Here is a 23,569-nt window from a genome sequence, read left to right on the forward strand (position 1 = left end):
AACTTATGGTTTGCGAAAAGTAACATATCCGTGCAGATTCTGTAGAGTATTGACCAAGGTGGTATAATCTCGCTTTGTGATTTCTGCATAACGGCACACGCGAGAAAGAGTGAGCATGGATTTAGCTAAACAGGCCAAAATCGTCGACTCCATTCATGATACGTTACATGACTTCGTCGGTCAACGCCTGAAAGTGCGCGCCAATATGGGTCGCTCGAAGATCGTCGAGAGCGAAGGCGTGCTCATGCAGGTGCATCCCCAGCTGTTCATCTTGGAGGTCGACCGCAAGCGCGGGCGCACGGCACGGCAGTCCTACCAGTACGTGGACGTCCTCACCGGCATGGTGGAGCTCTCCCAGAACGGCGAGCCGCTGTTCGAGCCCTTCGTCCCGGAGAACCCGCTGGCCGACGCCTCGACGGCAGTCGACGAGCGTGAAGAGGAGACGGTGCTCTCCTAGCGCTCCTCTCACGAAAGACGCCTTTCGGAAGGCGTCGCAAGCTGCTCTCAAGACGGGCGCCGCATTGCGCGGTGCCCGTCTTGCATGCGGTGCCCGCAACTCGCTGACGGGAAGAGGGGGCGAGGCCGGTGGGGGACCTTCCCTACGCTGAATGCACCTTGCCCTCCGCGTCTACGAAGTGCGCCTCCATGATGGCCGGATGCGACTGCGCGAATGCCCGCCCGCGTTCGATGCCCAGCGCCAGCAGCGTGGTGGAGTACCCCTCGGCGTCCAGCGAGCGGCGCGCGATCACGGTGGCTCCCGCGGCATCCGTTTCTACCGGCAAGCCGGTTTCGGGGCAGAGTATATGGTGGTAGAAGGCGCCGTCGCGCTCGAAGCAGCGTTCGTACACCCCGCTCGTGACGGCCGAGGCGTCGCGCACCGCCACGGTGCCCACCACGCCCTCCTTGTCGCGCGGGTCCTGCAGCCCTATGCGCCAGGGCATCCCGCCCGGCTTCTCGCCATGCGCCACCACGTTGCCGCCGAGGTTCACGATGAACGCCTCCAGCCCGTGATCGGCCAGCAGGTCGGCCACGGCGTCGGCGATCCATCCTTTCGCGATGCCTCCCACATCCACCGCAGCCAAAGGGTCTTCCAGCTGCGCGAACGCCTGTCCGCCTGATCCGGTGACTCTATGTGTTTTCCCGCCCTCCGCGGCCGTCGCGGTCGGCTCGTCCCACACCCGCAGCGTGCGCCAGTCGACGTGCGCAAGCGCCTCGTCGATACGCTTGCGTTCGGGAACCGTTCCTTCGTGGAAGTTCCAGAGCCGCACGACGGCACCCATGGTGATGTCGAACCGTCCCTCGCTGTCCGCGCAATAGCCTTGGGCCGCGCGCAGCAGTGCGGCCGTGTCGGTCGCGATGGGCACGGGACGCCCCTTCGCGGCGTTCAGCCGGGCGATATCGGAGTGCGGCAGCGTGCGCGAGAGGCGCCGCTCGAACGAGCGACATGCGGCGCGTGCGGCAGCGTATGCCGTGCGACACTGCTCGGGAGTGCCGAATGCCTGCAGGGTGACGACGGTGTTGAACGCGTAGAACAGCTCCGTTGTCATTCCTCGCTCGTCGGGACCCGTCGTTTGGACGAATTCCTCCAAGGGGATGGGGTCGGATGTTTCCTCGAAGCTCATGCTCCCAGTATAGGCCAAAGGCCCCCTGCTGGAAGGCTGATCCGGATCGGTGTGCAACGCTGCAGCAGGCAAGCACGAAGCCTCGGCTGGAAAAAGGGGAAGGGCCGCTGCCTTAGCGGGCCCTTCCGCATGCGGTGTCGAGCTTAACCTTCGTGCGATGTGCGCTCGGATTCTGCGATGCTCTGGCGGGTGGCAGCGGCGCATTCGGCTATCCGGCGCAGCACCTCGTCGCGCATAGCGGCTACTTCTTCGGGAGTGTCCGCCGTGGAGAACAGCGCTTTTGCGGCTTCGCCGAAGGCGGTCAAGTCGGCGGCGCCGATCTCGGGATTCGTCTGAACGGGCATGATGGTGGCTTCTCTTTCCATAACGTGGTTGGACACAAGGGCTCGCAGGTTAGCGAGCCGAGGACCCGGCCGGGTGCGGGGGGGGGGGGGTTCTTTGCATGATCTCATTTTGATCGCCCCTTTCCGATGCGGGAGGCCGAACGCGCTGTCGCGGTGCGACAACGAGTCGCCTCGATAGCGTTGCTGGGGTAATGTATCATACTACATTAATCATTAAACGATAAATAGCGAACGGAAGCCGAGTTGTAGCGAACGGCATCGGCTTGTTCGGCTCGATTCCCCTTTTGAGCAACTGCGCTTTTCGCCTGAACTGATCGACAAGGCATAATCGAACCTATAGAATAACGGTTGACAACGGGTGCGTATCTGCCGCTTGCTCCTGGAGACGGCAAGCGGCTGGGGGAAGGCGCGAGGAGGCTCCATGAGGTTCAGAGACCAGGTGGTCGCGTTTGATTTCGCTGGCATTCCCATGGTCGGCAACATGAATACGGGATACGCCATCGGCCTGACCGCCGAAGGGGCTGACGTGTGCGAGCGCCTGCTTCGGGAAGAGGTCGCGGAAACCGAGGTAGCCGCCGTCGATGCGGCTCTGCTCGAGCATCTGGTGCGCGGCGGGTTCTTCAGCGACGAGAAACCGGCCGATGCCGTGGTGTCCGCCTACCTGCACGTCACGCAGCGCTGCAACTTGAACTGTGTGGGCTGCTACTCGTATGACGACCAGCGCAACTGCCTGCCCGATGCCCCGCTCGACGCCATCGAGCGCGCGCTCGACGAGCTGACGGCCGCCGGCCTGGCCACGCTCATCATCTCGGGTGGCGAGCCGTTCCTGCGCGACGACCTGCCCGACATTGTGGCCTATGCGAAGCGCACCTGCGGCATCAAGGCCGTCACCGTGCTTTCGAACGGCACCTGCCTTGCCGAAGGGGCCCTGGCTGCGCTCGCGCCGAACGTCGACTGCGTCTCCATCTCGTTCGACGGCTGCTCGGCGTCCGCCCCCGCCTACATTCGGGAAGAGCAGCGCTTCGACGAGCTGGTGGCCGCGGTCAAGGCCGTTCAAGCCGCCGGCATCCAGGCCCACATCATTCCCACGGTGCATGCCAGGAACATCGACGATTTGGCCGAATACGTTCGCCTGTCGAAAGACCTGGGCGCTACTTTGAACTTCAGCCTGCTCACGTGCGCGCCCGACGACGAGCTGGCCGCCCTGTTGCCCGACGAGGAGGCCCTGCGTAAGCTGGGCGCGAGCATCCTCACGCTGGACGGCGGAAAGCCGCTCGCCCTCATGGACGCCCCCGTCGGCCTGAACCTCACGGTGAAGAGGAGCTGCGGCGCCGGCTACCGTGGCGTGAGCATCGCCGCCGACGGCACCGTCTACCCGTGCCATATGCTTCACCGCACCGAGCTGGCGATGGGCAACGTCTTTGACGGCACGCTTGCCGAGGCGCTGGAGAGCGAGGTTTCCGCACGGTGCCGCGCCCTGGATGCCGCCAACTTCGAGGGCTGTGCCACATGCCGTTACGAGCGAATCTGCGGGGGAGGCTGTCGAGCCCGCTCGCTGTTCGCATCGGGCAGTCTGGAGTCGCCCGACTCCTACTGCGCGATGACCCTAGAGTTCTACGACCGTTTAGGAGCGGCCATGAACGCCGCAATAGAAAACAAGAAAGGAGGTGTGTGATATGCTGTTTTACAGTGAGGTTGAGCCGCGAGGGGCTTGTCCTGTCGTAGGGTTTGGTGGTATTTGTTTTGCGCCAGGCATTTAGTAATATTTTCGCCTATTACAGCAGAAAGGCTCTCGTTTCGCAGAGCCTTTTTTGTTTTTAGACATGAACCAGCAGGACGGTGAAATGATAGTATTCTCTTCGTCGCCCTACATAATTGAGAGGACCATAATGCTAAATGAGGATGCGCTCGAAACCCAAGAGTCAATCTCTAGAATAAATAAAGTATGCAAATTGATCAATGTGGTCTTCAAAGTTATTCTTGTCATCTTTTGTGCTTATTGGGTTGTCGCTATTGTGGGAATGATTTTTGGGGCCGCAAATAATGACTCGTCCCAACAGTTAGCGGGGACGATTTTTTTCCAGATACTCTTGTTTTCTACGCATGGTGTAGTCATAGCTTTTCTAATCGGGGTCTTGATAGCCATATTTTCTGACGCCTCCAAAGGAGAATCACCGTTCACTTTTATTCAGGTAAAGAGACTTCGGTGGATAGCGGGCCTCCTTTTGATTTATGCGGTTTTGGATTTCTTGATTACTCAAAACAATGCTTTGCTTAGTTACAGTGGTATGGATTCTGGTTATATATCGACAAGCGATATTTCGATTATTCAAGTAAATCTTGGTCCATTAATTGCAGCCGGAGCCGTTTACGCTTTTTCTTTCGTGTTCAAATACGGTGTCCTCCTACAAGAATTCTCGGACGAAACCCTTTAGGCGCCAACGATGTCCATCATCCTTCATCTGGATCGCATCATGGCCGATCGCAAGATGTCGCTCAACGACCTTGCGGATAAAGTCGGCATCACCAACGTGAACATGTCGCGCATAAAGACCGGCAAGATCAAGGCCATCCGCTTTTCCACGCTCAACGCCATATGCAAAGTCCTCGAATGCGAACCAGGCGACATCCTAAAATACCTCGACGACGATGACGATCCCGATCCCTCCGAAGAGGGCGAGGGCATCTAGCGCCTGCCAACACCCGCACGTTCTATGAACATTTCAAATCCCCATTTGACAAACGCCCCCAATACCGGCAAAATAAGTCCTCGCGCGAGAGCGCACATAACCCGTGGGGATGTAGCTCAGCTGGGAGAGCATCACGTTCGCAACGTGGGGGTCGTGGGTTCGAATCCCATCATCTCCACCACGGAAACTAGATCGGGTCGGAAGCTTGCTTCCGGCCCGATTTTCGTATGGAAGCTCTTTCTTGTCCGAGGGATGTACCTATTGGAATGCCTCCCAAAATGTGGTATAAGAATAGTGGTGGTTCCGAAAGGAGCTACTTCCAAGAGCCGGGGGAAGTCCCCCGGCAATTTCTTTTATGGGGGCCAATTGAGAGAGCTGTCGATCTTCGTTGACGAGTCAGGCGAGTTTGGTCCGGTCTCGAAATACTACCTGATAACTCTAGTCTTTCATGACCAAAGTGCAGCCATAGACTCTCACCTGGACAAATATCGACGCGTTCTGAACGATTGCGGAATGATGGACATAGCGTTTCACCTGTCGCCGCTCATGAACGGCCATTGCGAATATGCGGATCTCGGTTTGGGGGTCAGGAAAAGACATCTCTCGAAGTTCTTAGTTTTCACGCAGAGTCTTCCTTTCACGTATCAAACATTCGCATTCAAGAAGACGGGGTTTGACGGAGCGGACAAGCTGCTTGTTCGCATGAAACGGGATATCACCTCGTTTTTGTTCGATCACCTTGAATTCTTCCAAGCGTTCGATAAAGTTAAAGTATATTACGATGACGGCCAGCAGGCTGTCAGCGAAGTGATCCACGAAGCAATCCGCTATACGCTGTCGAAAGATGCGTACATGTTTAAGGACGCACATCCCTGCGATTATTGCTTATCTCAAGTTGCGGATTTCGCTTGCGGGATAGAGCTGACCGCTTTGAAGTATGATGCTTCTGAAGCCACTGCTACTGATGCAATATTTTTCGGCGGCTCAAATTCGTTCAAAAAGAACTACTTGAAAAAGATCCGCAAAAAGAGAATGGGATAGCTCGTATTCGGAGCAGGCCGTATGCGAGCGACAAGCAAAGGACGCGTCACCACTTTAGTTACTAAGGCAATTGTGATGGTGTGCGTACCTTCTGGGAGAGCATCACGTTCGCAACGTGGGGGTCGTGCGTTCGAATCCTGCCATCTCTACAGCGGAGACTCGATCCGCCTGGAAGCTTGCTTTCGGGCGGATTTCTGTAAACGAGTTGGTATTCCACACTTGATCGAGCCTCCCGTCCTCACTCGTCTTTGTAGAACTTGTTCAGGTTGATCGTCTCGCCTTGGAACTTGATCATCGTCCAAATCGCATAGGACTGCACGACCAAGATGATCCCGACGGTTGCGGAGACGAAAGACAAGAGGGCCTCCATGCTTGGATTGGGGGAGTTGGCGGCGAATGCGGCGGCGTATCCAAGGATCAGGATGACGGCGCTTGCCTTTTTGCTTGCTATCTCGGACGCCTTGATGCGCACCAGCTCGGTGGGCACCGAGTCTTCGGAAACCTCCCTCAAGAGCACCGGGGTCCCGAGCGTTCTGCGAAGCTGTTTTTCCTCGGACTCGCCGAAAACCTCGAGCACGAGGACCAGCGCTCCCGCGCATTGGGCGGCTATGGCAAAGATGTGCGCCACGTTCTCGGTGTTGCCCAACTGAGAATACGAGTACCAGATGCTCAGCAGCAGCACGACAACCGCCACCAGGCTGAATATGATGCAAACGACCTTCTCGTTAAACGAGGTCGAGAACAACTTCGCCCGAAGCGACCCTAGTTTCGTGACGTCGTCTTCCTGCATCTGCTCTCCTTAGCCAGGGGACCGGCGGTTTCGCTTCGCAAGTTGTGCCGCAAGAATGCAAGCGCGCCTTAAGGAGCCAGTTGCCTCCGCTCGGCATTATAGCCTGATCCCCGATGCGGGTCGGACGGCGAGCCGCCGTTGCATACGATTCCCACCGACAAAGCCGTGGGCGTCCATGCGGAAGCGGCGTACGCGCATCAATGTGAGGTCTTGCCGACGTGGCACCCGTTCCGTCGATCCGCCGCCCCAAGTTGGACCTCTTCGGAGGCGTTGCGCCCATGGCCTGCAAAGGGCCGAGGCGGGTTTTTCCCTATCCCGCCCGTGGGAATTCCCGACGTGGGTGCGGCGGCTCAGTATTCCCCGTTCGAAAAGTGTATATTTCGTGAAGGAGAGATCTATTGAAGGTCGAAGGGAGGAGATGCTTGATGAAAGCCATCTTTGCGAGCAAGAAGACGAGATTAGGGCTTTCCCTCACCTGCATCTGCGTTCTGGTCATGGGGTTGGCAGCGTGTGCGCCCCAGCAGCCCAGCAGCGAAGAAGCGAACAAGGGAGCCGAATCCGTGGTGGACTTCAAAATCCCCGCGGCGAACGAGAACGGCATCATCACTGCCGATGCGTGGCAAGAAGTGTACCCCGACGAGTACGCCACGTACAAGCAGAACGAAGAGAACAAGGATCCGGGCGATTACACGCAGATCTACCCGCAGATCCAAACCATTTGGGCGGGCTCGGCTTTCTCGAAGTTCTACGCCGAGCCGAACGGGCACGTCTACTCGCTGACCGACATCAGCGAGACGGGGCGCAACCCCAAGACGGCGAACTGCCTGACGTGCAAGTCGTCTGAGTTCATCCTGAAGCAGAACGCCGACCCCACGCTGAACACCTCGGACATCCACGAGATGGAGGCCCAGGTCACCGAGCCTATCAGCTGCTACGACTGCCATGAGAACAGCCCGGCCGAGGGCTCCAAGGCCATCCGCCAGTTCTTCGTGAACGCGGTGGGCGACGACGCGAGCAAGGTGCCCGAGGGCGCCATGTCCTGCGGCCAGTGCCACAACGAGTACCTGTTCCCGAACGAGAACAAGTCGGCCGAGAACCCGTGGAAGGGCCTGGCCGAGGCCACGCCGGAGAAGGTGCTGGCGTACGAGAACTCCATCAACTACGTCGACCACACGAACCCGACGAACGGCACGAAGCAGATCAAGGTGCAGCACCCCGAGTTCGAGACGATGTACGGTGGCGACATGGCCCCCATGGCCAAGCAGGGCTACAGCTGCTCCGACTGCCACATGGGCACGACGAAGAACGCTGACGGCAAGGAGTTCGACAACCACAACTGGTCGAGCCCGCTCGACAACGAGGAGCTCATCGCCAACGACTGCTCGCAGTGCCATGCCGACATCAAGGCCGAGGTCGCCGCGAAGCAGAAGGTTGCCATCGACCGCGTCAACAGCATCGGCAACAAGCTGGTCACGCTGAACAACAAGCTCTCCGAGATCGTTGCGAACGGCTCGATGGGCGAGGATCAGCTGAACAAGCTCCGCGACCTCAACCGCACGGCCCAGTTCTACTGGGATTGGGTCATGGTAGAGAACAGCGATGGCGCTCACAACTCCGCGCTCGCCCAGGACACGCTCAACAAGTCCGAGGCGGCGGTGGATCAAGCTCTGGCACAGATCTAAACGAAACGCGACCGGTCTCTCCGCCGCGCTGGAGAAGGGAAGGCCCTCCGCTTTCCCTTCCCGGCGTATTGCACCAAAACTCGGCCGCAACGGGCGTGCCTCACACGAAATTGGGGGCAAAACGGGCTAATTCCCCCCAAATGGGTGATAGGCGCATCGCCGGTCGAGGGCTAGTATGCATGAGGTAACGTGCCTGTGTCGAAGGTCGGGCGGGAAACCCGCGAGCCAGCCGGAACGCACGGGCAATCGAGGATGCAAGAAAGGGGGTTATGGAGATGAGCGAAGAGGAAACCAAAGTGGAAGCCGCCACCGAGACAGCCGCGACCAAGGACTCCACGACCGATGTGGAAACCACGGATGAAGCCGTGAAGGCGGAAGGCGCCGAAGCCGGCGAGGCCGCTCCCAAGAAGAAGGGGAAGAAGTGGCCGATCGTTGTCGGCGTCGTGGCGGTTGTTCTGATTGCAGCCGGTGCCGGCTTCTGGGTTTGGCATGAGCAGCCGAGCTTCTGCAATGCCATTTGCCACACGCCGATGGATCCGTATCTGCCGACGTACGAGGCGGAGCCGGGCCAGGCGGCTGTGGACAAGTGGGGCAACGACGTTGAGGACGCCAGCGGCATGATGGCCGCGGTGCACCGCGTCTCGAAGGATCAGGGCGGCGCCGAGGCCACGTGCATGAGCTGCCACGTTCCGACGATCGGCGAGCAGGTGTCCGAGGGCATGGCATGGATCACGGGCAACTACTACTACCCGCTCGAGGAGCGCGACGTCGACCAGCTGGTAGAGGCGCGCGGCTTGGAGAGCGGCGACGAGTTCTGCCTGAACGAGTCCTGCCACAATCTCACGCGCGAAGACCTGAAGCAGGCTACGTCCGAGCTGGGGCAGTACAACCCGCACCAGCCGCAGCACGGCGAACAGGAGTGCAGCAGCTGCCACAAGGCGCACCGCGCATCGGTGAACGCCTGCACGCAGTGCCACAGCGAGTCCTACGTGCCGGAAGGCTGGCTGACATACCAGCAGGCCAGCAAGCTTACCGCGTAAGGTTCGCCAGCGCCGAATAGCGTCCTCGGACGCAAACCGCATAACGAAGAGGGAGCCCGCCTCAAGCGTCTTGCTTGGACGGGCTCCCTCTTCAAAGGCTCGACGAACGGAAACGGCAAACCGGGCCGCATGGTCGGCGGGGGTTTGCACCGTGCCGAACGGGGAAAACCCGCGGCAACATGGTGAATCTTTGAATTCACCGTGCTTCCGTTCCTCGGAACTTTGGGGTACGTGACAATTGATCGTAAGACTCTTGAGGAGGAGGCGAGCGTGAACACGAAAACGAAGCGGCGGCTCGTGGTGGTCACCGGCATCATCGTCATCGTGCTGGTCGTTGTCCTGGCCGTCGTCGGGGGCAGTTCGTCGGCGAAGTCGGTGACGATTGCCGACATGGCGAACGGGCAGTATGCCGACCAGAAGGTCCAGGTGTCGGGCAACGTGGTGGAGAACTCCTTCTCCACGGAGGACAACGTGCTCACGTTCGATATGTACGACCCTGCGGGCGATCAGACGCAGTACCTGCGCGTCAAGTACGAGGGAGGCGTGGCGGCCACCTTCGGCAACGACGTCACGGCCATCTGCACGGGCAAGGTGGGCGCCGACGGCGTGCTGCATGCGACCGAGCTCGTGACGAAGTGCCCGTCAAAGTACGAGAATTCCAGCAACGCGCTCGGCGTGGCGCAGCTTGCGGATTACGGGGACAGCGTTCTGGACAAGCCCGTGAAGGTTACCGGCACGGTGAAGGACGGTACGCTTGCCGCGGCGGGACAGGGCGACCGCTTCGTCCTCGTGGACGCGGAGGGCGCGCCCGAGCTGTCCGTGCTGTTCGACGACGCGCTGTCCGACGAGGTGAGGGACGGCTCCACGCTCGTGCTCACCGGCTCGCTCAACGAAGACGGGAAGTTCCATGCCACCGAGGTCTCGCTCGCTGGATAGCATGAGCGGCCCGGCCATCTCGTAAGCTTGGCGGCCGCGCGCGCGGCCGCAACGAAGGGAAACCTACATGTCAACATTCGGTCTGATTGGACTGCTCATCTCGTTTGCGGCTGTCGTCGTGTCGATCGTCTGCCTCGTGGCGGGCGCGATTGCAGGGCACAAGCGTGCGAGCGGCGTGGCGGAGACGCTCACCTGGGGCGGCCATGTGGCGGCCCTCGTGTCCGCGGTGGGGCTCACGGCGTGCTGCGGCATCCTCGTGTACTGCTTCATGACGGGCGACACGTCCATCGAGTACGTGGTGCGCTACCACAGCAATGCGGCAGGCGCCGATGCATGGCTCTACCAGCTGGCGGGCCTGTGGGCCGGCCGCGAGGGCTCGCTTCTGTTCTGGGCCTGGCTCATCTCGCTGTTCAACTCCGTGGTGGCCGTGCGCAACCTGAAGCGGCAGGAGAAGCTGGATTCCATGGCGCTGCTCGTGGCGCAGATCGTGCTGGCGGCGTTCGTGGGCGTCACGCTGTTCTCCGAGAGCAACATGCCGTTCACGGCCCTGGCCGCCCAGTACCTCGACGCATCGGGCAACCTGCGCGGCGAGGCGGCGCTCTGGGGCATGAACACGCTCTTGGAGCACTGGGCCATGGCCATCCACCCGCCCACGCTGTTCGTGGGCTACGCCGGCCTCACCATCCCGTTCGCCTATGCCATCGCGGCCGTCATCGTGAACGATTCCTCGAAGGCATGGGTCGTGCGCTCGCAACGTTACGCGCTGTTCTCCTGGCTGTTCCTGGGCATCGGCATCGGCCTGGGCGCCGTATGGGCCTACGTGGTGCTCGGCTGGGGCGGCTACTGGGGCTGGGACCCCGTCGAGAACGCGAGCCTGCTGTCGTGGCTCGTGGGCGTGGCGCTCATCCACAGCTTCACCGTGTACCGCCAGCGCGGCGCGTTCAAGCGCTGGTCGGTCATGTGCGCGTGCCTCACCTTCGCGTTCGTTATCGTGGGCACGTTCATCTCGCGTTCGGGCCTCGTGCAGTCCGTGCACGCGTTCGAGGGCGACAACGTGTCGCTCGTGCTGTTCGGCGGCCTGATTGCCGCGTCGGTGCTGGCCGGCATCGTGGGCCTCATCGTGCGCTGGAAGTCGTTCGGGCCTGCCAAGGCGGGCGGCGACGATATCTCCAGCATGATGTCGAAGGACGCGGCCTACTACTTCAACAACCTCATCATGATCGTGTTCACCCTCATGCTCACGTTCATGACCATCGCGCCGGCGCTGCCGTTCAACCTGAAGTTCTCCACGGGAACCTACGACGCCATCGCGCGGCCCTTGGGCGTCCTGTACCTCATCGTACTCACGGTGTGCCCGCTGCTGTCGTGGGGCAAGACCGAGGGCAGGCAGTTCTGGAAGCGCGCCCGCATCCCCGGCGCCTGCGCGCTCGTGCTGTTCGCGGTGCTCATGTTCTACTTCGCCACGTACCTGCTTCCCAGCTACCAGGCGAACGTCGCGTACTACCAGGAGCTGGCGGCGCAGGGCAGCGTCTCTGCCTCCGATATGCTGTCGACGTTGAGCCCTGCCTGGTACTATAACGGCCTTGCGGTCGTGGGCCTGCTCGTTGCCAGCCTGCTGCTGTTCAACTCGCTGTTCATGCTGGGCCGCGGCATCCGCGCCTACCGCGAGAAGCACGGCGGCAACGTGTTCGGCGCCGCGTTCGGCATGCTGGCGAACCGCGCCGCCTCGTTCGGAGGCTTCGTGTCGCACCTGGCCATGGCCGTGATCCTGGTGGGCTTGATCGGCTCTTCCATGTACGTGACCGAGCGCGTGGGCTACGTGGGCTACGACGAGGCCACGGATTCGACCACCGAGGACTTCACCATCCAGGACTTCACGCTGAAATACACGTCGAACACCATCGAGGAGATGGCGAACGGCGACGACATCCTGTACACCGTGAACTACGACGTGTTCAAGGATGGCGAGTTCGTGGGCTCCGTGTCGCCGGCCGTGCAGCTGGTGCAGTCCACGCAGCAGCAGAAGCTCGTGGCGGGCGTGATCTCGTTTCCCACGGAGGACCTGTTCGTGGTGTACAAGGGCGTGAACACCAACGGCGACTTCTCCATGGACGTGCGCGTGAACCCGCTCATCACGCCCGTGTGGGTGGGCTTCGGCCTGCTGATGGTGGGCGTTCTGATAGCCACCGCTGGGCGCCGTGGCGCGAAGCGCAAGTTTGACGAGGAGCCTTCCGGCGACGATCTGCCGCACGAGGCTTCGGCCGCGAAGGTCGAGGGTTCGAGCGTGGCTTTCGAAACCGTTGCCGACGTGGTTACGGCCGACGGTGTGGTCGAGGCGGTGGTCAAGGGGGCCGTTGACGTCGCTCTGGGTTCCGCGTCGGTTGCGGCCGCATCGAAGGCCGACGAGAAGAAGAGGGAAGAGGCGTAACGCGCCATGGAAGCTGCGGTTGAGCCTGCGATCAGGACGAAGAAGCTCTCGAAGGTGTTCGGCAACCGCAAGGCGGTCGACAACGTGACCATCGAGGTGCCGCAAGGGGCGTTCCTGTCCATCTTCGGCCCGAACGGGGCGGGGAAGACGACGCTTCTGCGCGTGCTGTCGACGCTGTCCCGCGCCACGTCCGGCATGGCCACGCTGATGGGCGTGGATTTGAAGGACGAACCCGACAAGGCGCGCGACCACATCGGGCTCATCTCGCACAACTCGATGCTCTACCCGGATCTCACGGCGGAGCAGAACCTCATGATCTACGCGCGCCTCTACGGGGTGGCGAACCCCGAGGCGCGCGTCATGGAGCTCTTGGAGGCGGTGGAGCTGAAGCACCGCCGCCTCGACGTGGTGCGCACGTTCTCGCGCGGCATGACGCAGCGCCTCTCCATCGCCCGCGCGCTCATCCACGACCCCGGCGTGGTGTTCCTGGACGAGCCGTACTCGGGCCTCGACCCGCATGCGGTGGAGATATTCGACGAGCTCATCGAGCAGCAGCGCGAGGGGCGCACGTTCGTCATGGTGAGCCACGATCTGCAGAAGGGCTTCGCCATGTGCACGCACGCGCTCGTGCTGGCGCGCGGCCGCGTGGTGGCCTTCGACGAGAAGGGCTCGTTCGACTTCGACGAGTTCTCGGCGCTGTACCGCTCGACCGTTGGCATGGGGGTGGCTTGAGATGGCGGCCGAGAAGGGGGCGCCCGTGCGCACGGCGGGCGGCGTGGCGCTGAAGAAGCCCTCCACGTTCCAGCAGTACAAGACGCTTCTGCGCAAGGATTTGGAGCAGGAGTTCCGCACGAAGGAGATGCTCACGTCCATGGGCATCTACGCGCTGCTCGTGATCATCGTGTACGGCGCGGCGCTCGCGCAGACCTCGCAGACCACCGACGTGCTGCAGATGAGCGGCGGCCTCCTGTGGGCGCTCATCGTGTTCACGTCGCTGCTGGGCCTCAACCGCTCGTTCGCGCACGAGAAGGAGCAGGGCTGCCTGGAGGGCATCCTGCTCGTGCCCATGGACCGCTCGGTGGTGTTCCTGGCGAAGGCGACGTCGAACCTGCTGTTCCTGCTGGTGGTGGAAGTGATAGCCGTGCCGCTGTTCTACTTCTTCTTCCTGACCACCACCACGCCCTCGGAGAGCTTCTGGCTGCTGGTGGTGCCGCTGCTCGTGGGCACCGTGGGCGTGGCGGGCATCGGCACGCTCCTGTCCACCATCACCATCAACACGCGCGGCAAGGACGTCATGCTGGCCGTGCTGTTCATCCCGCTGATCTTCCCGCTGCTCTACGCCTGCGTGTCGGCGACGACCGCGGCCATCGTGGGCGCGGAGGGGTACGCGGACGTGATGCTGACGTCGCTGGTGCTCGCGGGCGGCTACGACGTGATCATGATCCTCGCATCGTGGGTTCTGTACGATTTTGTAATCAGCGCTTAGCGTTCCGGCGGCCTAACGGCCGTCGGAACTGCCCGACGCTGCGAGGCGCCGAGGCACCCCGCCTTGCCGCTTCTTCGCTTGCCCTCACGTGCGAAAGCACGCTCGGCCGCGAAGCACGGCAATTCGGGGCACCTCAACGCCTCTCGCTGACAGGGCAGGACCTATAATAGTTGGACGAGTAGAGAGAAGGGGTGTTCATGTCCGAAAAGAAAAAGGCGCCCAAGCTTCCGGAGGCGGGGCAGTGGCCCGACCGGATTGCGCCGGCGGTGCTCGTGGCGGGCATCGTGCTGTCGACGGTGGGCTTGCTGCTGGCGTTTTTCTGGGCCTCGCCCGTGAACGGCGCCGCGGTGAACGGCGTCGAGATGATCGGCGGGCAGATGGTCACCAACGTGCTGCTGCTGTCGCAGAAGATCTTCTACTTCCACATGCCGGTGGCCATCACGTCGTTCGTGGCGCTGGCGTTCGCAGGCTACTACGCGGTGCGCTTCCTCATGACGAAGAACCGCCGCTTCGACACCTGCTCGAAGATAGCGATGGAGGTCGCGCTTTTGTTCGTGGCGTGCACGATGATCACGGGAGACTTGTGGACGAGGTTCGAGTGGGGCGTGTGGTGGACGTGGGATCCGCGCCTGACCACGTACCTCATCCTCATGCTCATCATCATCGCGTACTTCATCCTGCGCAACGCCATCGACGAGCCCGAGCGCCGCGCCACCTACGGCGCCGTGCTCGCCATCATCGCGCTTATCGACGTGCCGATCTGCTTCATGGTGACGCGCCTCATCCCCTCGAGCATCCACCCGGTGGTCGTGCGCGAGGGCGGCATGTCGGGCGACATGGGCATCACGCTCATGTTCTGCCTGGCCGGCATTGCCATGGTGGGCTTCGCGCTGTACCGCCTCCGCTTCCGCCAGGTGCGCTTGGCCGAGCGCGTGGAGGCCCTGAAGGAGCAGTTGGAGGACTGATTGGTTCCCCCGTTCTGCCGAACGGCAGAACGGCTCGACGCTGCGGCGCTCCGCAGCACCCCGCCTCGCCGACGTTGAAACGACCTATGAGTTGAGAAGGAGATTGACCTATGAATCCGGTTCTCGTTGAGATTTACAGCACCGTTGCCCCGTCCATGCCGTTCATCATCGGCGCGTACGCGCTCATGTGGGTGGCCATCCTGGTGTACGTGCTCATCATCATGTTCGGCTTCAAGAAGGCCGAGAAGCAGATGGCCGTGCTGGAGGAGGCCCTGGCCGAGCAGCAGGGCAGGTAGCCGTCTGATGACGGCCTGTCCGCTCGTGCTACAATAGCCCAAGCGATTTTCACGAGGCGCCGCAGGATCGCGGCGCCTCTTCTGTTGTCGGAGAAGAAAGGTTTCCATCCATGAAGGCTCTCATTCCCGCGGCCGGCCTCGGCACGCGCTTCCTGCCCGCCACGAAGGCCCAGCCCAAGGAGATGCTGCTCGTCGTGGACCGTCCGGCCATCCAGTACGTGGTGGAGGAGGGCCTGGCGTCGGCCGCCGACGAGGTGGTCATCATCAACAGCCGCGAGAAGAAGGCCATCGAGGAGCACTTCTCGCCGAACCCGGAGCTCGTGGCCACGCTGCGCGCCCGCGGCAAGGACGCCTACGCCGACCTCGTGGAGCGGGTGGGCGCCTACAACGTGAGCTACGTGTACCAGGACGAGGCCCTGGGCCTGGGCCATGCCGTGCGCTGCGCGGCCGAGAAGACGGGCGACGAGCCGTTCTACGTGCTTTTGGGCGACGTGCTGGTGCCCGACAACCAGATGCTGCCGCGCATGCAGGAGGTGTCCGACGCGCACGGCGGCGCGAGCGTTATCGCGGTCATGCCGGTGCCCGACGACCAGGTGAGCCGCTTCGGCGTCATCGCGGGTGCGGCCGTGTCCGACGACGTGTGGAAGGTCGACGCGCTGGTGGAGAAGCCGGCGCTCGAGGACGCGCCGTCGAACCTGGCCGTGTTCGGCCGCTACCTTTTGAGCGCGCGCGTGATGGAACTTCTGGCCGACGTGGAGCCCGGCGTGGGCGGCGAGATCCAGCTGACCGACGCGCTCGACGCCGTGCTGCGCGAGGAGGAGATGTACGCGCTGGTCATCGATCCCGCCGACGGCTTCGACACCGGCACCGTGGAGAGCTGGCTCGAAACCAACAACGTGCTGTTCGCCCGCAAGAACGGATAGCGGGCGATCGGGCGGTCGAGCAGAGCATTTTACATGGAATGAACGCAGATCGTTATCGTGTTGTGACAACTGCTGTACAATAAACCAGTTTGAGTGTTGCCCGCCGCCCCGCGCGGCGGGTTTTCGATAGCGGCGCCAAGGAGCAAGGAACCACCACTATGACGGACTTCATGAACGAATACTGCATGCACACCGCCACGTGCGGCGAGCTGCGCAAAAGCGACGTGGGGCGCGAGGTCGTGCTGACCGGCTGGGCCTGGCACAACCGCGACCACGGCGGCCTCATCTTCATCGACCTGCGCGACCGCGCGGGCTACACGCAGGTGGTCGTCGACCCCGACTGCGTGAGCGCCGACGACTTCGCGAAAGCCGAGCACCTGGGCCGCGAGTACGTGCTGAAGATCGCGGGCACGGTGCGCGATCGCGGCGCGGAGGCCGTGAACCCCAACATGGCTACGGGCGAGATCGAGGTGCTGGCGAAGTCCGTCGAGGTCCTGAACACGAGCGTCACCCCGCCGTTTGCCATTGAAGACGGCATCGAGACGGACGAGACCACGCGCATGAAGTGGCGCTACCTGGACATCCGCCGCCCGGAGATGTTCGAGGCCCTGCACCTGCGCCACAAGGTGGCCCAGGCCATGCGCGGCGCGCTGAACGAGCGCGGCTTCCTCGAGGTGGAGACGCCCATCCTGGCGAACTCCACGCCCGAGGGCGCGCGCGACTACATCGTGCCGAGCCGCCCGAACCCGGGCCGCTTCTACGCGCTGCCGCAGAGCCCGCAGCAGTTCAAGCAGATGCTCATGGTGGGCGGCATCGAGCGCTACTACCAGATCGCCCGATGCTTCCGCGACGAGGATCTGCGCGCCGACCGTCAGCCCGAGTTCACGCAGGTGGACATCGAGATGGGCTTCGTGCAGGGCGAGGACGTGATGAACCTCATGGAGGACGTCATGGCCGAGACGCTGCAAGCCGTGGGCGTCGACCACGAGTTCCCGCTGCAGCGCATGCAGTACCGCGAGTCCATGGACCGCTTCGGCAACGACCGTCCCGACACGCGCTTCGGCATGGAGCTCGTCGACATCACCGACATCGTGAAGAACACGGGCTTCAAGGTGTTCTCGAGCGTGGCGCAGTCCGGCGGCGTGGTGAAGGCCATCAACGCGAAGGGCGCGGGCGACTGGAGCCGCGGCGATGTGGAGAAGCTGGCCGACATCGCGGCCGAGAACGGCGCGAAGGGCATGGCCTGGATCGCGTTCACGACCGACGGCAAGGAGAAGAGCCCCATCATCAAGTTCTTCAGCGACGAGGAGTTCGCCGCGCTGAAGGAGGCCATGGACGTGGAGCCGGGCGACCTGCTGCTGTTCGCCGCCGACACTTACGAGGTGGCGAGCGCCGTGCTCTCCGCCCTGCGCCTGCACATGGCCGAGGCGCTGAACGTGCCGCGCGAGGGCCATCAGCTCTTGTGGGTGGTGAACTTCCCCATGTTCCGCTACGACGAGGACGAGAAGAAGTACGCCGCCGAGCACCATCCGTTCACCCATGTGCTGGACGAGGACGTGGACAAGATCGAGAGCGACCCGCTGGCGTGCGGCAGCTACAGCTACGACCTGGTGATGGACGGCTTCGAAGTGGGCGGCGGCACCATCCGTATCCACAATGCCGACGAGCAGCGTGCGGTGCTGCGCATGTGCGGCCTCACCGACGAGGAGATCGAGGAGAAGTTCGGCCACCTCATCCATGCGCTCGAGCTGGGCGCTCCGCCGCACGGCGGCATCGCGCTGGGCCTCGACCGCCTGGTCATGCTGCTGGGCGGCAAGGCGTCCATCCGCGACGTCATCGCCTTCCCGAAGACGAGCTCCGCGAGCGACCCGATGACGGGCGCCCCGAGCGCCGTGACGGGCCGCCAGCTCAAGGAAGTGAACCTGCGCACGCTGTAGCGCTTGCACGCTCGGCGGGAACGCGGTACAATCCTGCCAACGGCAGCGCCCGCCAGCGCGGGTGGTGCGTGTTATCTAGTTAAGCCGGTCGTCCTTGGTGTGGGGGCCGGCTTTACTATTTCCATCGTCACCATTTTCAAATCGCCTTACTGCAAAGAGTGTCTTCAACACGATCAGCCAGAACCAGAGGTCAACCTGATCGACAACGAGTGTTGCGTGGATATCGAGCATGCCCATAGCGGCACCGTCCTTTCCGGCACCACCCAGCAGGCGAACACTGCCGCCAAGGAAAGTATAGCATGATAGCATTATTGTCTGGCACATGAAGGCTATGTGCTTTTGGTTGCGCGCGAGGCCGGGAGAGGGCGCTCGCCCCCGCTTTCGACTATACTTAAGCACCGTATGAACCGAGTACCTCGGATGGGCCGGGCGGCGCCATGTTCCGAACCTGGTCAGGTCCGGGAGGAAGCAGCCATAAGGGACCGCTGACGAGCGCCCTGCCTATCCGGGTTACTCGGTTCCGTCAGTCTGACGACCGACGGAACGGCTCGACGCTGCGAAGGGCTGTGGTACCGGAATTGCCCCTTTCACGCTTGCCCTCACGTGCCAAAGCACGCTCGGCCGCATGACGGGGCAATTCCGGTACCACAGCCCTTCTCGCTGGCATGTCCGGGCTGGTGGTTTGGCAACCTGTGGCACTGAAGGGCGTACATGGACATCATCAATTTCTTCGTCGACCTGCTCAGCGATCCGCGCGGGGCCATTGCAGGCTGGATTATCGCGCTGGGCCCGGTGTGGGTGTACTCGCCGCTGTTCCTCATCGTGTTCGTGGAGACAGGGCTCGTGTTCTTCCCGTTCCTGCCGGGCGACTCGCTGCTGTTCGCGGCCGGCGTGTTCTCGGCCGACGGCGGGGGCTTGAACGTATGGGCCACGCTCATCGTGTTCTACGTGGCGGCCATCCTGGGCAACACGTCGAACTACTGGATCGCGCGGTTCTTCGGCACTCGCATCATCGACTCCGGCAAGGTGAAGGCGCTCACGCCCGAGCGCATGGCCAAGCTCGACCACTTCTTCGCGAAGTACGGCGGCCTGACCATCGTCATCACGCGCTTCATGCCGTTCTTCCGCACGTTCGCCCCGTTCATTGCCGGTACCGGCCACATGAATTTCGCGAAGTTCACGCTGTTCAACGTCATCGGCGGCGTGTCGTGGGTGAGCTTGTTCGTGCTGGTGGGGTACTTCTTCGGCGGCATCCCGATCGTGCAGGAGCACTTCGAGGTCATCGTGCTGGGCATCGTGGCCGTGTCGGTGGCACCGGCCATCATCGGCGCGGTTAAGGCCGCCCTGGGCTCGCGCAAGAAGAAGGCGGACGACGGACGCACGCAGGTCCAGGCCGAGATCGACGCCGACGTGGCCGAGGAGCGGGAGCTGCGCGCCGCGCATGCGGCCGTGGCCGAGGAGGCGGTTGCCGGCAAGCATGCGGCCCCTGCAGCGGCAGGCGCGGAGGCGCCGCGCGGCGCGCATGCCAGGGCGGATTCGAAGACGGAGTAGCAGGGAAGCGAGCATACGCGATGGCAGAGGCACTTTACCGCAAATACCGGCCGCAGATCTTCGAGGACGTCGTCGGCCAAGAGCACATCGAGCGCACCATCAAGAACGCCATCGAGCAGGACAAGGTGAGCCACGCCTACCTGTTCACGGGCCCGCGCGGCACCGGCAAGACCACCACCGCGCGCCTGCTGGCGAAGGCGCTCTTGTGCGAGAGGGGCCCCACGCCCGAGCCCGACGGCACGTGCGACGACTGCGTGATGATCGCGAACGGCGAGCATCCGGACGTCTACGAGCTGGACGCCGCGAGCCGCACCGGCGTGGAGAACGTGCGCGAGGAGATCATCGGGCGCGTGCAGTTCGCCCCCACGCGCGGACGCTACAAGATCTATATCATCGACGAGGTCCACATGCTGTCGACGGCGGCGTTCAACGCGCTGCTGAAGACGCTCGAGGAGCCGCCGAGCCATGTGGTGTTCATCCTGGCCACCACCGACCCGCAGAAGGTACCCGAGACCATCCACTCGCGCTGCCAGCGCTTCGACTTCCGCCGCATCTCGTCGGAGTCCATCGTGTCGCGCCTCGGCGCCATCTGCGTGGCGGAGGACGTGGAGTTCGAGGGGGAGGCGCTCGACCTTATCGCGCATCGCGCCGAAGGCGGCATGCGCAACGCGCTCACCTCGCTCGAGCAGCTCATCGCGTTCGGCGAGGGCAAGGTCACGCTGGAGGTGGCCGAGCGCATGCTGGGCGGCGTGGACACGAGCGACGTGGCCGAGATCGTGCGAGCCATCGGCACGCGCGATGTGGCCGCCTGCTTCCGCTGGACGGCCGACTACGTGGAGACGGGCGCCGACCTCGCGCAGTTCGTGCGCGACCTGGCCGAGCACGTGCGCAACATGTACGTGCTGACGCTGGCAGGCGCCGACGTGGCGCTGGAGGTGAGCGACGCCACGCGCCGCGAGCTGGCCCACGAGATGCAGTGGTTCGGCCCCGATAGGCTCTCTCGGCTGCTCGGCGTGCTGGGCGACCTCTCGGCCGAGCTCAAAACGTCCACGAATCCGCGCCTGTCGTTCGAGATCGCGCTCACGCGCATGGTGCGCCCGGATTCCGACCTGACGCTCGAGGCCCTTGCCGAGCGCATCGAGGCGCTGGAGAGCGGCCATTCGGCCGTTGCGCACGTGGTGTCCGCCGCAGCGAGCCAGGCCCAGCCGGCGATGCCGGCGGGCACGCAGGGGGCGTCATCTGCCGATGCGCGCGCGGGCTTTTCTGCGGGTGCGGGTACCGCTGCCTCCGGGGCACCGGGCGCGGCCTCCCTCGGCGCGCACGAAAGCGCCCGAGCAGGGCAACCTGATCGCGCGCGCGCGGGCGGGGAGTCCCCGGCCGCGCAGGCGTCTCCCGCCTCGCACATGCCGGAGCCTTCCTTCCCCGCAAGCGCGCAGGGGTCCGCCCCGGTGCCGTCCGGAGCATCCGCGCCCGCAGGCGTTGCCGTTGCTGCCGATGCGGCCCAGAGCGCCCCGCCCGCGCAGGCCGATTCCGCTGCCGTGCCGGCAGCGAGCGGCGCCGCGCCCTCTGCCGAGCTCGCCGCAAGCCTCCAGAACCCGGCGGCGCTCCAGCGCATCTGGCAGGCGACGCTGTCCACGCTCAAGAAGAACAAGGCGGCGTACGGCGTGCTGTTCCTGAACACGAAGGCCCTCTACCGGGCCGACAAGGGCCTGTTCGTCATCGAGTTTCCCGCTGAGAACTCGTTCGCCTTCAAAGCCGTGCAGAAACCCGACGTGCAGGACGCCGTCCTGACGGCGCTCACGCAGGCGTGTGGCGCGGCGCTGCCGTTCACGTACACCCAAGGGTCCGACGGCGCGGGGGCTGCAGCCTCGGTCGCCGTCGCAATGCCGTCGGCTGCGCCCGCAGCGTCCTCGGCGCCTGCAGCTTCTGCGTCCCAGCCGGCCGCGTCGGCCCCCGCGCAGGCGGTCGCTTCGAATCCGGCAGCCGCCGCGCTCGCACGGGCCGCGGCCTCTTCCGTGCCGGAACAGGCCGCTTCCAAGACGTCGGCCGCAGCGGCCTCCTCGGGCGCCCGGCATGCCGCATCGTCGGCTTACGCGGTTCCGGAGCCCGATCCGGCCCCTGTCGATGCCTACGACTTCCCCCCGTACGAGGACGAAATGGTTCCCTACGACGATTACGGCACCGTCGCCTCGCCGGGCGTCCCGTCGCCCGGCGGCACGGCGGCTCCCGCGGCCACCCCGGGTGCCCGGCCAGCCGTCTCGGAGCCCCGGCCGGTCGCGACGTCCACGACGCCCGACGTCGTCCCGGCGTCTGCCGCGACGCCCGCGCCGCGCCCGGACCTGCCGCCGGAGCCCGATACGCGCACCTCGCCTTCCGTGGACATGACGGCTCCCGCGCAGTCGCCCGGAGAGCTGGAGGCCATTTTGGCGGCGGGTTTCGGCGATGGCGTGATCGTCGAAGAAGTGAGAGAATAGCGCGAGGCAACGAAGCAACAGGCGGCATTCGATAAACGACGACCGATACCGACGAGCAAAGAGCAGATAGGAGAGCACGATGGCGAAACGAGGCGGGTTCCCCGGAGGCGGCGGCATGGGCAACATGGGCGCCATGATGAAGCAGGCCCAGAAGATGCAGGCCGAGCTGGCGAAGGCCCAGGACGAGATCAAGGACATGGAGTACGAGGCCACGGCCGGCGGCGGCATGGTGAAAGTGGTGGCCACCGGCGACATGGCCATCAAGAGCATCGTCATCGACCCCGAGGCCGTGGACCCCGAGGACGTGGACATGCTCCAGGACATGGTGCTGGCGGCGGTGAACGAGGCCCTGCGCGGCATGTCCGAGGTGAGCGCCCAGCGCCTGAACTCCGTGACCGGCGGCATGAACATCCCCGGCCTGATGTAGGCGCGGTCGGCAGCCATGTACGCAGCGCCGTCCATCCAGAAGCTCCTCGACGAGCTTGAGCGCCTGCCCGGCATCGGCCCGAAGTCGGCGCAGCGCATCGCCTACTGGATACTCAATACCGACAAGGCCACGGCGCTGCGCCTGTCCGAGGCCATCGCGGAAGTGAAGGACCAGGTCCACTTCTGCCGGCAGTGCTTCAACTACGCCGAGGACGACCTGTGCGAGATCTGCCGGTCGTCCCGGCGCGACGCGAGCATCATCTGCGTGGTCAGCGAGCCCCGCGACATCCCGCCCATCGAGCGCACGGCCGTGTTCTCGGGCGTGTACCACGTGCTGGGCGGCGCCCTGTCGCCCATGGAGGGCATCGGCCCGGACAACCTGCGCATCGCCGAGCTCATGAAGCGCCTGGCGTCGGGCGAGGTGCAGGAAGTGGTGCTGGCCACGAACCCGAACGTGGAGGGCGAGACGACGGCGGCCTACCTGGCGCGCCTCATCAAGCCGCTCGGGGTGAGCGTGACGCGTCCCGCCAGCGGCCTGCCGGTGGGCGGCGACCTGGAGTTCGCCGACGAGGTGACGCTCGGCCGCGCCATCGAGGCGCGCCGGCCGCTGTAGCTCGGACGCGCGACCGAGTTTCCGAGCGACCGAGCGCGGGTTTTCTGCTCGGGGCATGAGGAAGGCCAGGGCGCGCGTCGTCGAATCGAACGGGATGGACGCGCCGAGTCCGAACAGGCAAGAGGCCGCCGCGCTCTCGCGCGGCGGCCTCTTCGCACCCAAGAAAAGACGAAGGGTTCTGCCCCCTCCAAAAAACAGAACCCCTATCTTTACCGAAGCAACAAAGCCTCTGTAAATGCAGGACTCAGTATACCACCCTCCTTCACAAAATAACAACACTTTTTTTCGGCGAAAGAACGTCCCGTGGTCGGAGGCGCGCGAAGGT

The 23,569-nt window shown here is 63.5% G+C and carries 23 protein-coding genes, 1 tRNA gene and 1 other RNA gene; 21 read left to right on the top strand and 4 right to left on the bottom strand.

What is annotated here, in order from left to right:
- Window positions 1-115 precede the first annotated feature (115 nt).
- Window positions 116-457: a Veg family protein gene (locus K9U15_RS03705; protein ID WP_096227258.1), complete on the top strand. Its 342-nt coding sequence runs from the start codon at window positions 116-118 to the stop codon at window positions 455-457.
- Between the two features lie 142 nt (window positions 458-599).
- On the opposite strand, the gene K9U15_RS03710 is transcribed toward K9U15_RS03705, so the two are convergent.
- Both K9U15_RS03710 and K9U15_RS03715 read right to left on the bottom strand, forming a co-directional pair.
- Window positions 600-1,547, bottom strand: a complete 948-nt coding sequence (locus tag K9U15_RS03710) for an FAD:protein FMN transferase (RefSeq protein WP_227115029.1) — start codon at window positions 1,545-1,547, stop codon at window positions 600-602.
- A gap of 218 nt (window positions 1,548-1,765) precedes the next feature.
- Window positions 1,766-1,966 (bottom strand): hypothetical protein, encoded by a 201-nt coding sequence (locus K9U15_RS03715; protein WP_087192044.1) that lies wholly within the window; start codon window positions 1,964-1,966, stop codon window positions 1,766-1,768.
- A 421-nt stretch (window positions 1,967-2,387) separates the two neighbouring features.
- On the opposite strand from K9U15_RS03715, the gene K9U15_RS03720 reads away from it, so the two are divergent.
- From K9U15_RS03720 to K9U15_RS03740, 5 genes are all read left to right on the top strand, one after another.
- Entirely contained in the window at window positions 2,388-3,641 is a 1,254-nt protein-coding gene (locus K9U15_RS03720; protein ID WP_301155623.1) for a radical SAM protein, read from the top strand.
- A gap of 214 nt (window positions 3,642-3,855) precedes the next feature.
- Window positions 3,856-4,401 (top strand): hypothetical protein, encoded by a 546-nt coding sequence (locus K9U15_RS03725; protein WP_227154052.1) that lies wholly within the window; start codon window positions 3,856-3,858, stop codon window positions 4,399-4,401.
- Between the two features lie 9 nt (window positions 4,402-4,410).
- Window positions 4,411-4,656 (top strand): helix-turn-helix transcriptional regulator, encoded by a 246-nt coding sequence (locus K9U15_RS03730; protein ID WP_096227255.1) that lies wholly within the window; start codon window positions 4,411-4,413, stop codon window positions 4,654-4,656.
- Between the two features lie 105 nt (window positions 4,657-4,761).
- Window positions 4,762-4,837: transfer RNA gene (locus K9U15_RS03735), tRNA-Ala, on the top strand.
- Window positions 4,838-4,908: 71 nt separating this feature from the next.
- Window positions 4,909-5,697: a DUF3800 domain-containing protein gene (locus K9U15_RS03740; protein WP_338121281.1), complete on the top strand. Its 789-nt coding sequence runs from the start codon at window positions 4,909-4,911 to the stop codon at window positions 5,695-5,697.
- A 238-nt stretch (window positions 5,698-5,935) separates the two neighbouring features.
- Here K9U15_RS03740 and K9U15_RS03745 read toward each other — a convergent pair whose 3' ends face one another.
- Window positions 5,936-6,487 carry a hypothetical protein gene (locus K9U15_RS03745; RefSeq protein ID WP_123673785.1) on the bottom strand — a complete coding sequence of 184 codons (552 nt, stop codon included), beginning with the start codon at window positions 6,485-6,487 and terminating at the stop codon, window positions 5,936-5,938.
- Between the two features lie 425 nt (window positions 6,488-6,912).
- Between K9U15_RS03745 and K9U15_RS03750 the strand changes: the two genes are divergently transcribed.
- The 10 genes from K9U15_RS03750 to aspS all read left to right on the top strand — a co-directional run bounded on the left by K9U15_RS03750 (window position 6,913) and on the right by aspS (window position 18,180).
- Complete coding sequence (locus tag K9U15_RS03750) at window positions 6,913-8,169, top strand: ammonia-forming cytochrome c nitrite reductase subunit c552 (RefSeq protein WP_096227253.1); 1,257 nt, start codon at window positions 6,913-6,915, stop codon at window positions 8,167-8,169.
- 275 nt (window positions 8,170-8,444) lie between these two features.
- Window positions 8,445-9,209 (top strand): cytochrome c3 family protein, encoded by a 765-nt coding sequence (locus K9U15_RS03755; protein WP_096228587.1) that lies wholly within the window; start codon window positions 8,445-8,447, stop codon window positions 9,207-9,209.
- Window positions 9,210-9,479: 270 nt separating this feature from the next.
- A complete protein-coding gene (locus tag K9U15_RS03760; RefSeq protein WP_087191368.1) occupies window positions 9,480-10,145 on the top strand; it encodes a cytochrome c maturation protein CcmE in 666 nt (221 codons plus the stop codon).
- A gap of 67 nt (window positions 10,146-10,212) precedes the next feature.
- On the top strand, window positions 10,213-12,573 hold the full coding sequence (locus tag K9U15_RS03765) for a heme lyase CcmF/NrfE family subunit (RefSeq protein WP_231897346.1): 2,361 nt from the start codon (window positions 10,213-10,215) through the stop codon (window positions 12,571-12,573).
- Window positions 12,574-12,579: 6 nt separating this feature from the next.
- A complete protein-coding gene (locus K9U15_RS03770; RefSeq protein ID WP_123673783.1) occupies window positions 12,580-13,305 on the top strand; it encodes an ABC transporter ATP-binding protein in 726 nt (241 codons plus the stop codon).
- Between the two features lies 1 nt (window position 13,306).
- The gene (locus K9U15_RS03775) at window positions 13,307-14,059 is read left to right on the top strand and encodes a heme exporter protein CcmB (RefSeq protein ID WP_096227250.1); all 753 of its coding nucleotides are present in this window, start codon (window positions 13,307-13,309) and stop codon (window positions 14,057-14,059) included.
- 197 nt (window positions 14,060-14,256) lie between these two features.
- Window positions 14,257-15,024, top strand: a complete 768-nt coding sequence (locus K9U15_RS03780; RefSeq protein WP_096227249.1) for a cytochrome c biogenesis protein — start codon at window positions 14,257-14,259, stop codon at window positions 15,022-15,024.
- 110 nt (window positions 15,025-15,134) lie between these two features.
- A complete protein-coding gene (locus K9U15_RS03785) occupies window positions 15,135-15,320 on the top strand; it encodes a hypothetical protein (protein ID WP_096227248.1) in 186 nt (61 codons plus the stop codon).
- A 110-nt stretch (window positions 15,321-15,430) separates the two neighbouring features.
- The gene (locus K9U15_RS03790) at window positions 15,431-16,243 is read left to right on the top strand and encodes a UTP--glucose-1-phosphate uridylyltransferase (protein ID WP_096227247.1); all 813 of its coding nucleotides are present in this window, start codon (window positions 15,431-15,433) and stop codon (window positions 16,241-16,243) included.
- A 158-nt stretch (window positions 16,244-16,401) separates the two neighbouring features.
- Entirely contained in the window at window positions 16,402-18,180 is a 1,779-nt protein-coding gene (gene aspS / locus K9U15_RS03795; protein ID WP_301155624.1) for an aspartate--tRNA ligase, read from the top strand.
- 75 nt (window positions 18,181-18,255) lie between these two features.
- Here aspS and K9U15_RS03800 read toward each other — a convergent pair whose 3' ends face one another.
- Window positions 18,256-18,417 carry a hypothetical protein gene (locus K9U15_RS03800; protein WP_154270426.1) on the bottom strand — a complete coding sequence of 54 codons (162 nt, stop codon included), beginning with the start codon at window positions 18,415-18,417 and terminating at the stop codon, window positions 18,256-18,258.
- A gap of 181 nt (window positions 18,418-18,598) precedes the next feature.
- Here K9U15_RS03800 and ffs point away from each other — a divergent pair.
- The 5 genes from ffs (at window position 18,599) to recR (ending at window position 23,244) form a co-directional block, all read left to right on the top strand.
- An RNA gene (ffs, locus tag K9U15_RS03805) (signal recognition particle sRNA small type) lies at window positions 18,599-18,690 on the top strand.
- 201 nt (window positions 18,691-18,891) lie between these two features.
- Window positions 18,892-19,731: a VTT domain-containing protein gene (locus K9U15_RS03810; protein WP_096227245.1), complete on the top strand. Its 840-nt coding sequence runs from the start codon at window positions 18,892-18,894 to the stop codon at window positions 19,729-19,731.
- Between the two features lie 20 nt (window positions 19,732-19,751).
- The gene (dnaX, locus tag K9U15_RS03815; RefSeq protein ID WP_096227244.1) at window positions 19,752-22,205 is read left to right on the top strand and encodes a DNA polymerase III subunit gamma/tau; all 2,454 of its coding nucleotides are present in this window, start codon (window positions 19,752-19,754) and stop codon (window positions 22,203-22,205) included.
- Between the two features lie 79 nt (window positions 22,206-22,284).
- A complete protein-coding gene (locus K9U15_RS03820; protein WP_096227243.1) occupies window positions 22,285-22,632 on the top strand; it encodes a YbaB/EbfC family nucleoid-associated protein in 348 nt (115 codons plus the stop codon).
- A 15-nt stretch (window positions 22,633-22,647) separates the two neighbouring features.
- Entirely contained in the window at window positions 22,648-23,244 is a 597-nt protein-coding gene (recR, locus tag K9U15_RS03825; RefSeq protein WP_096227242.1) for a recombination mediator RecR, read from the top strand.
- Window positions 23,245-23,569: the final 325 nt, after the last annotated feature.

This window comes from Gordonibacter sp. RACS_AR68 (assembly GCF_030418485.1).
GTDB classification, from domain to species: Bacteria; Actinomycetota; Coriobacteriia; order Coriobacteriales; family Eggerthellaceae; genus Gordonibacter; species Gordonibacter urolithinfaciens.

What these genes read in the sequence shown, in the direction of transcription:
- K9U15_RS03820 (WP_096227243.1), top strand. Translation starts at nt 22,285, where the DNA reads ATGGCGAAACGAGGCGGGTTCCCCGGAGGCGGCGGCATGGGCAACATG.
- K9U15_RS03730 (WP_096227255.1), top strand. Translation starts at nt 4,411, where the DNA reads ATGTCCATCATCCTTCATCTGGATCGCATCATGGCCGATCGCAAGATG.
- K9U15_RS03750 (WP_096227253.1), top strand. Translation starts at nt 6,913, where the DNA reads ATGAAAGCCATCTTTGCGAGCAAGAAGACGAGATTAGGGCTTTCCCTC.
- K9U15_RS03775 (WP_096227250.1), top strand. Translation starts at nt 13,307, where the DNA reads ATGGCGGCCGAGAAGGGGGCGCCCGTGCGCACGGCGGGCGGCGTGGCG.
- K9U15_RS03705 (WP_096227258.1), top strand. Translation starts at nt 116, where the DNA reads ATGGATTTAGCTAAACAGGCCAAAATCGTCGACTCCATTCATGATACG.
- K9U15_RS03720 (WP_301155623.1), top strand. Translation starts at nt 2,388, where the DNA reads ATGAGGTTCAGAGACCAGGTGGTCGCGTTTGATTTCGCTGGCATTCCC.
- K9U15_RS03790 (WP_096227247.1), top strand. Translation starts at nt 15,431, where the DNA reads ATGAAGGCTCTCATTCCCGCGGCCGGCCTCGGCACGCGCTTCCTGCCC.
- K9U15_RS03785 (WP_096227248.1), top strand. Translation starts at nt 15,135, where the DNA reads ATGAATCCGGTTCTCGTTGAGATTTACAGCACCGTTGCCCCGTCCATG.
- aspS (WP_301155624.1), top strand. Translation starts at nt 16,402, where the DNA reads ATGACGGACTTCATGAACGAATACTGCATGCACACCGCCACGTGCGGC.
- K9U15_RS03765 (WP_231897346.1), top strand. Translation starts at nt 10,213, where the DNA reads ATGTCAACATTCGGTCTGATTGGACTGCTCATCTCGTTTGCGGCTGTC.
- K9U15_RS03780 (WP_096227249.1), top strand. Translation starts at nt 14,257, where the DNA reads ATGTCCGAAAAGAAAAAGGCGCCCAAGCTTCCGGAGGCGGGGCAGTGG.
- K9U15_RS03810 (WP_096227245.1), top strand. Translation starts at nt 18,892, where the DNA reads ATGGACATCATCAATTTCTTCGTCGACCTGCTCAGCGATCCGCGCGGG.
- K9U15_RS03740 (WP_338121281.1), top strand. Translation starts at nt 4,909, where the DNA reads ATGTACCTATTGGAATGCCTCCCAAAATGTGGTATAAGAATAGTGGTG.
- recR (WP_096227242.1), top strand. Translation starts at nt 22,648, where the DNA reads ATGTACGCAGCGCCGTCCATCCAGAAGCTCCTCGACGAGCTTGAGCGC.
- dnaX (WP_096227244.1), top strand. Translation starts at nt 19,752, where the DNA reads ATGGCAGAGGCACTTTACCGCAAATACCGGCCGCAGATCTTCGAGGAC.
- K9U15_RS03770 (WP_123673783.1), top strand. Translation starts at nt 12,580, where the DNA reads ATGGAAGCTGCGGTTGAGCCTGCGATCAGGACGAAGAAGCTCTCGAAG.
- K9U15_RS03800 (WP_154270426.1), bottom strand. Translation starts at nt 18,417, where the DNA reads ATGGGCATGCTCGATATCCACGCAACACTCGTTGTCGATCAGGTTGAC.
- K9U15_RS03725 (WP_227154052.1), top strand. Translation starts at nt 3,856, where the DNA reads ATGCTAAATGAGGATGCGCTCGAAACCCAAGAGTCAATCTCTAGAATA.
- K9U15_RS03710 (WP_227115029.1), bottom strand. Translation starts at nt 1,547, where the DNA reads ATGACAACGGAGCTGTTCTACGCGTTCAACACCGTCGTCACCCTGCAG.
- K9U15_RS03745 (WP_123673785.1), bottom strand. Translation starts at nt 6,487, where the DNA reads ATGCAGGAAGACGACGTCACGAAACTAGGGTCGCTTCGGGCGAAGTTG.
- K9U15_RS03755 (WP_096228587.1), top strand. Translation starts at nt 8,445, where the DNA reads ATGAGCGAAGAGGAAACCAAAGTGGAAGCCGCCACCGAGACAGCCGCG.
- K9U15_RS03715 (WP_087192044.1), bottom strand. Translation starts at nt 1,966, where the DNA reads ATGCCCGTTCAGACGAATCCCGAGATCGGCGCCGCCGACTTGACCGCC.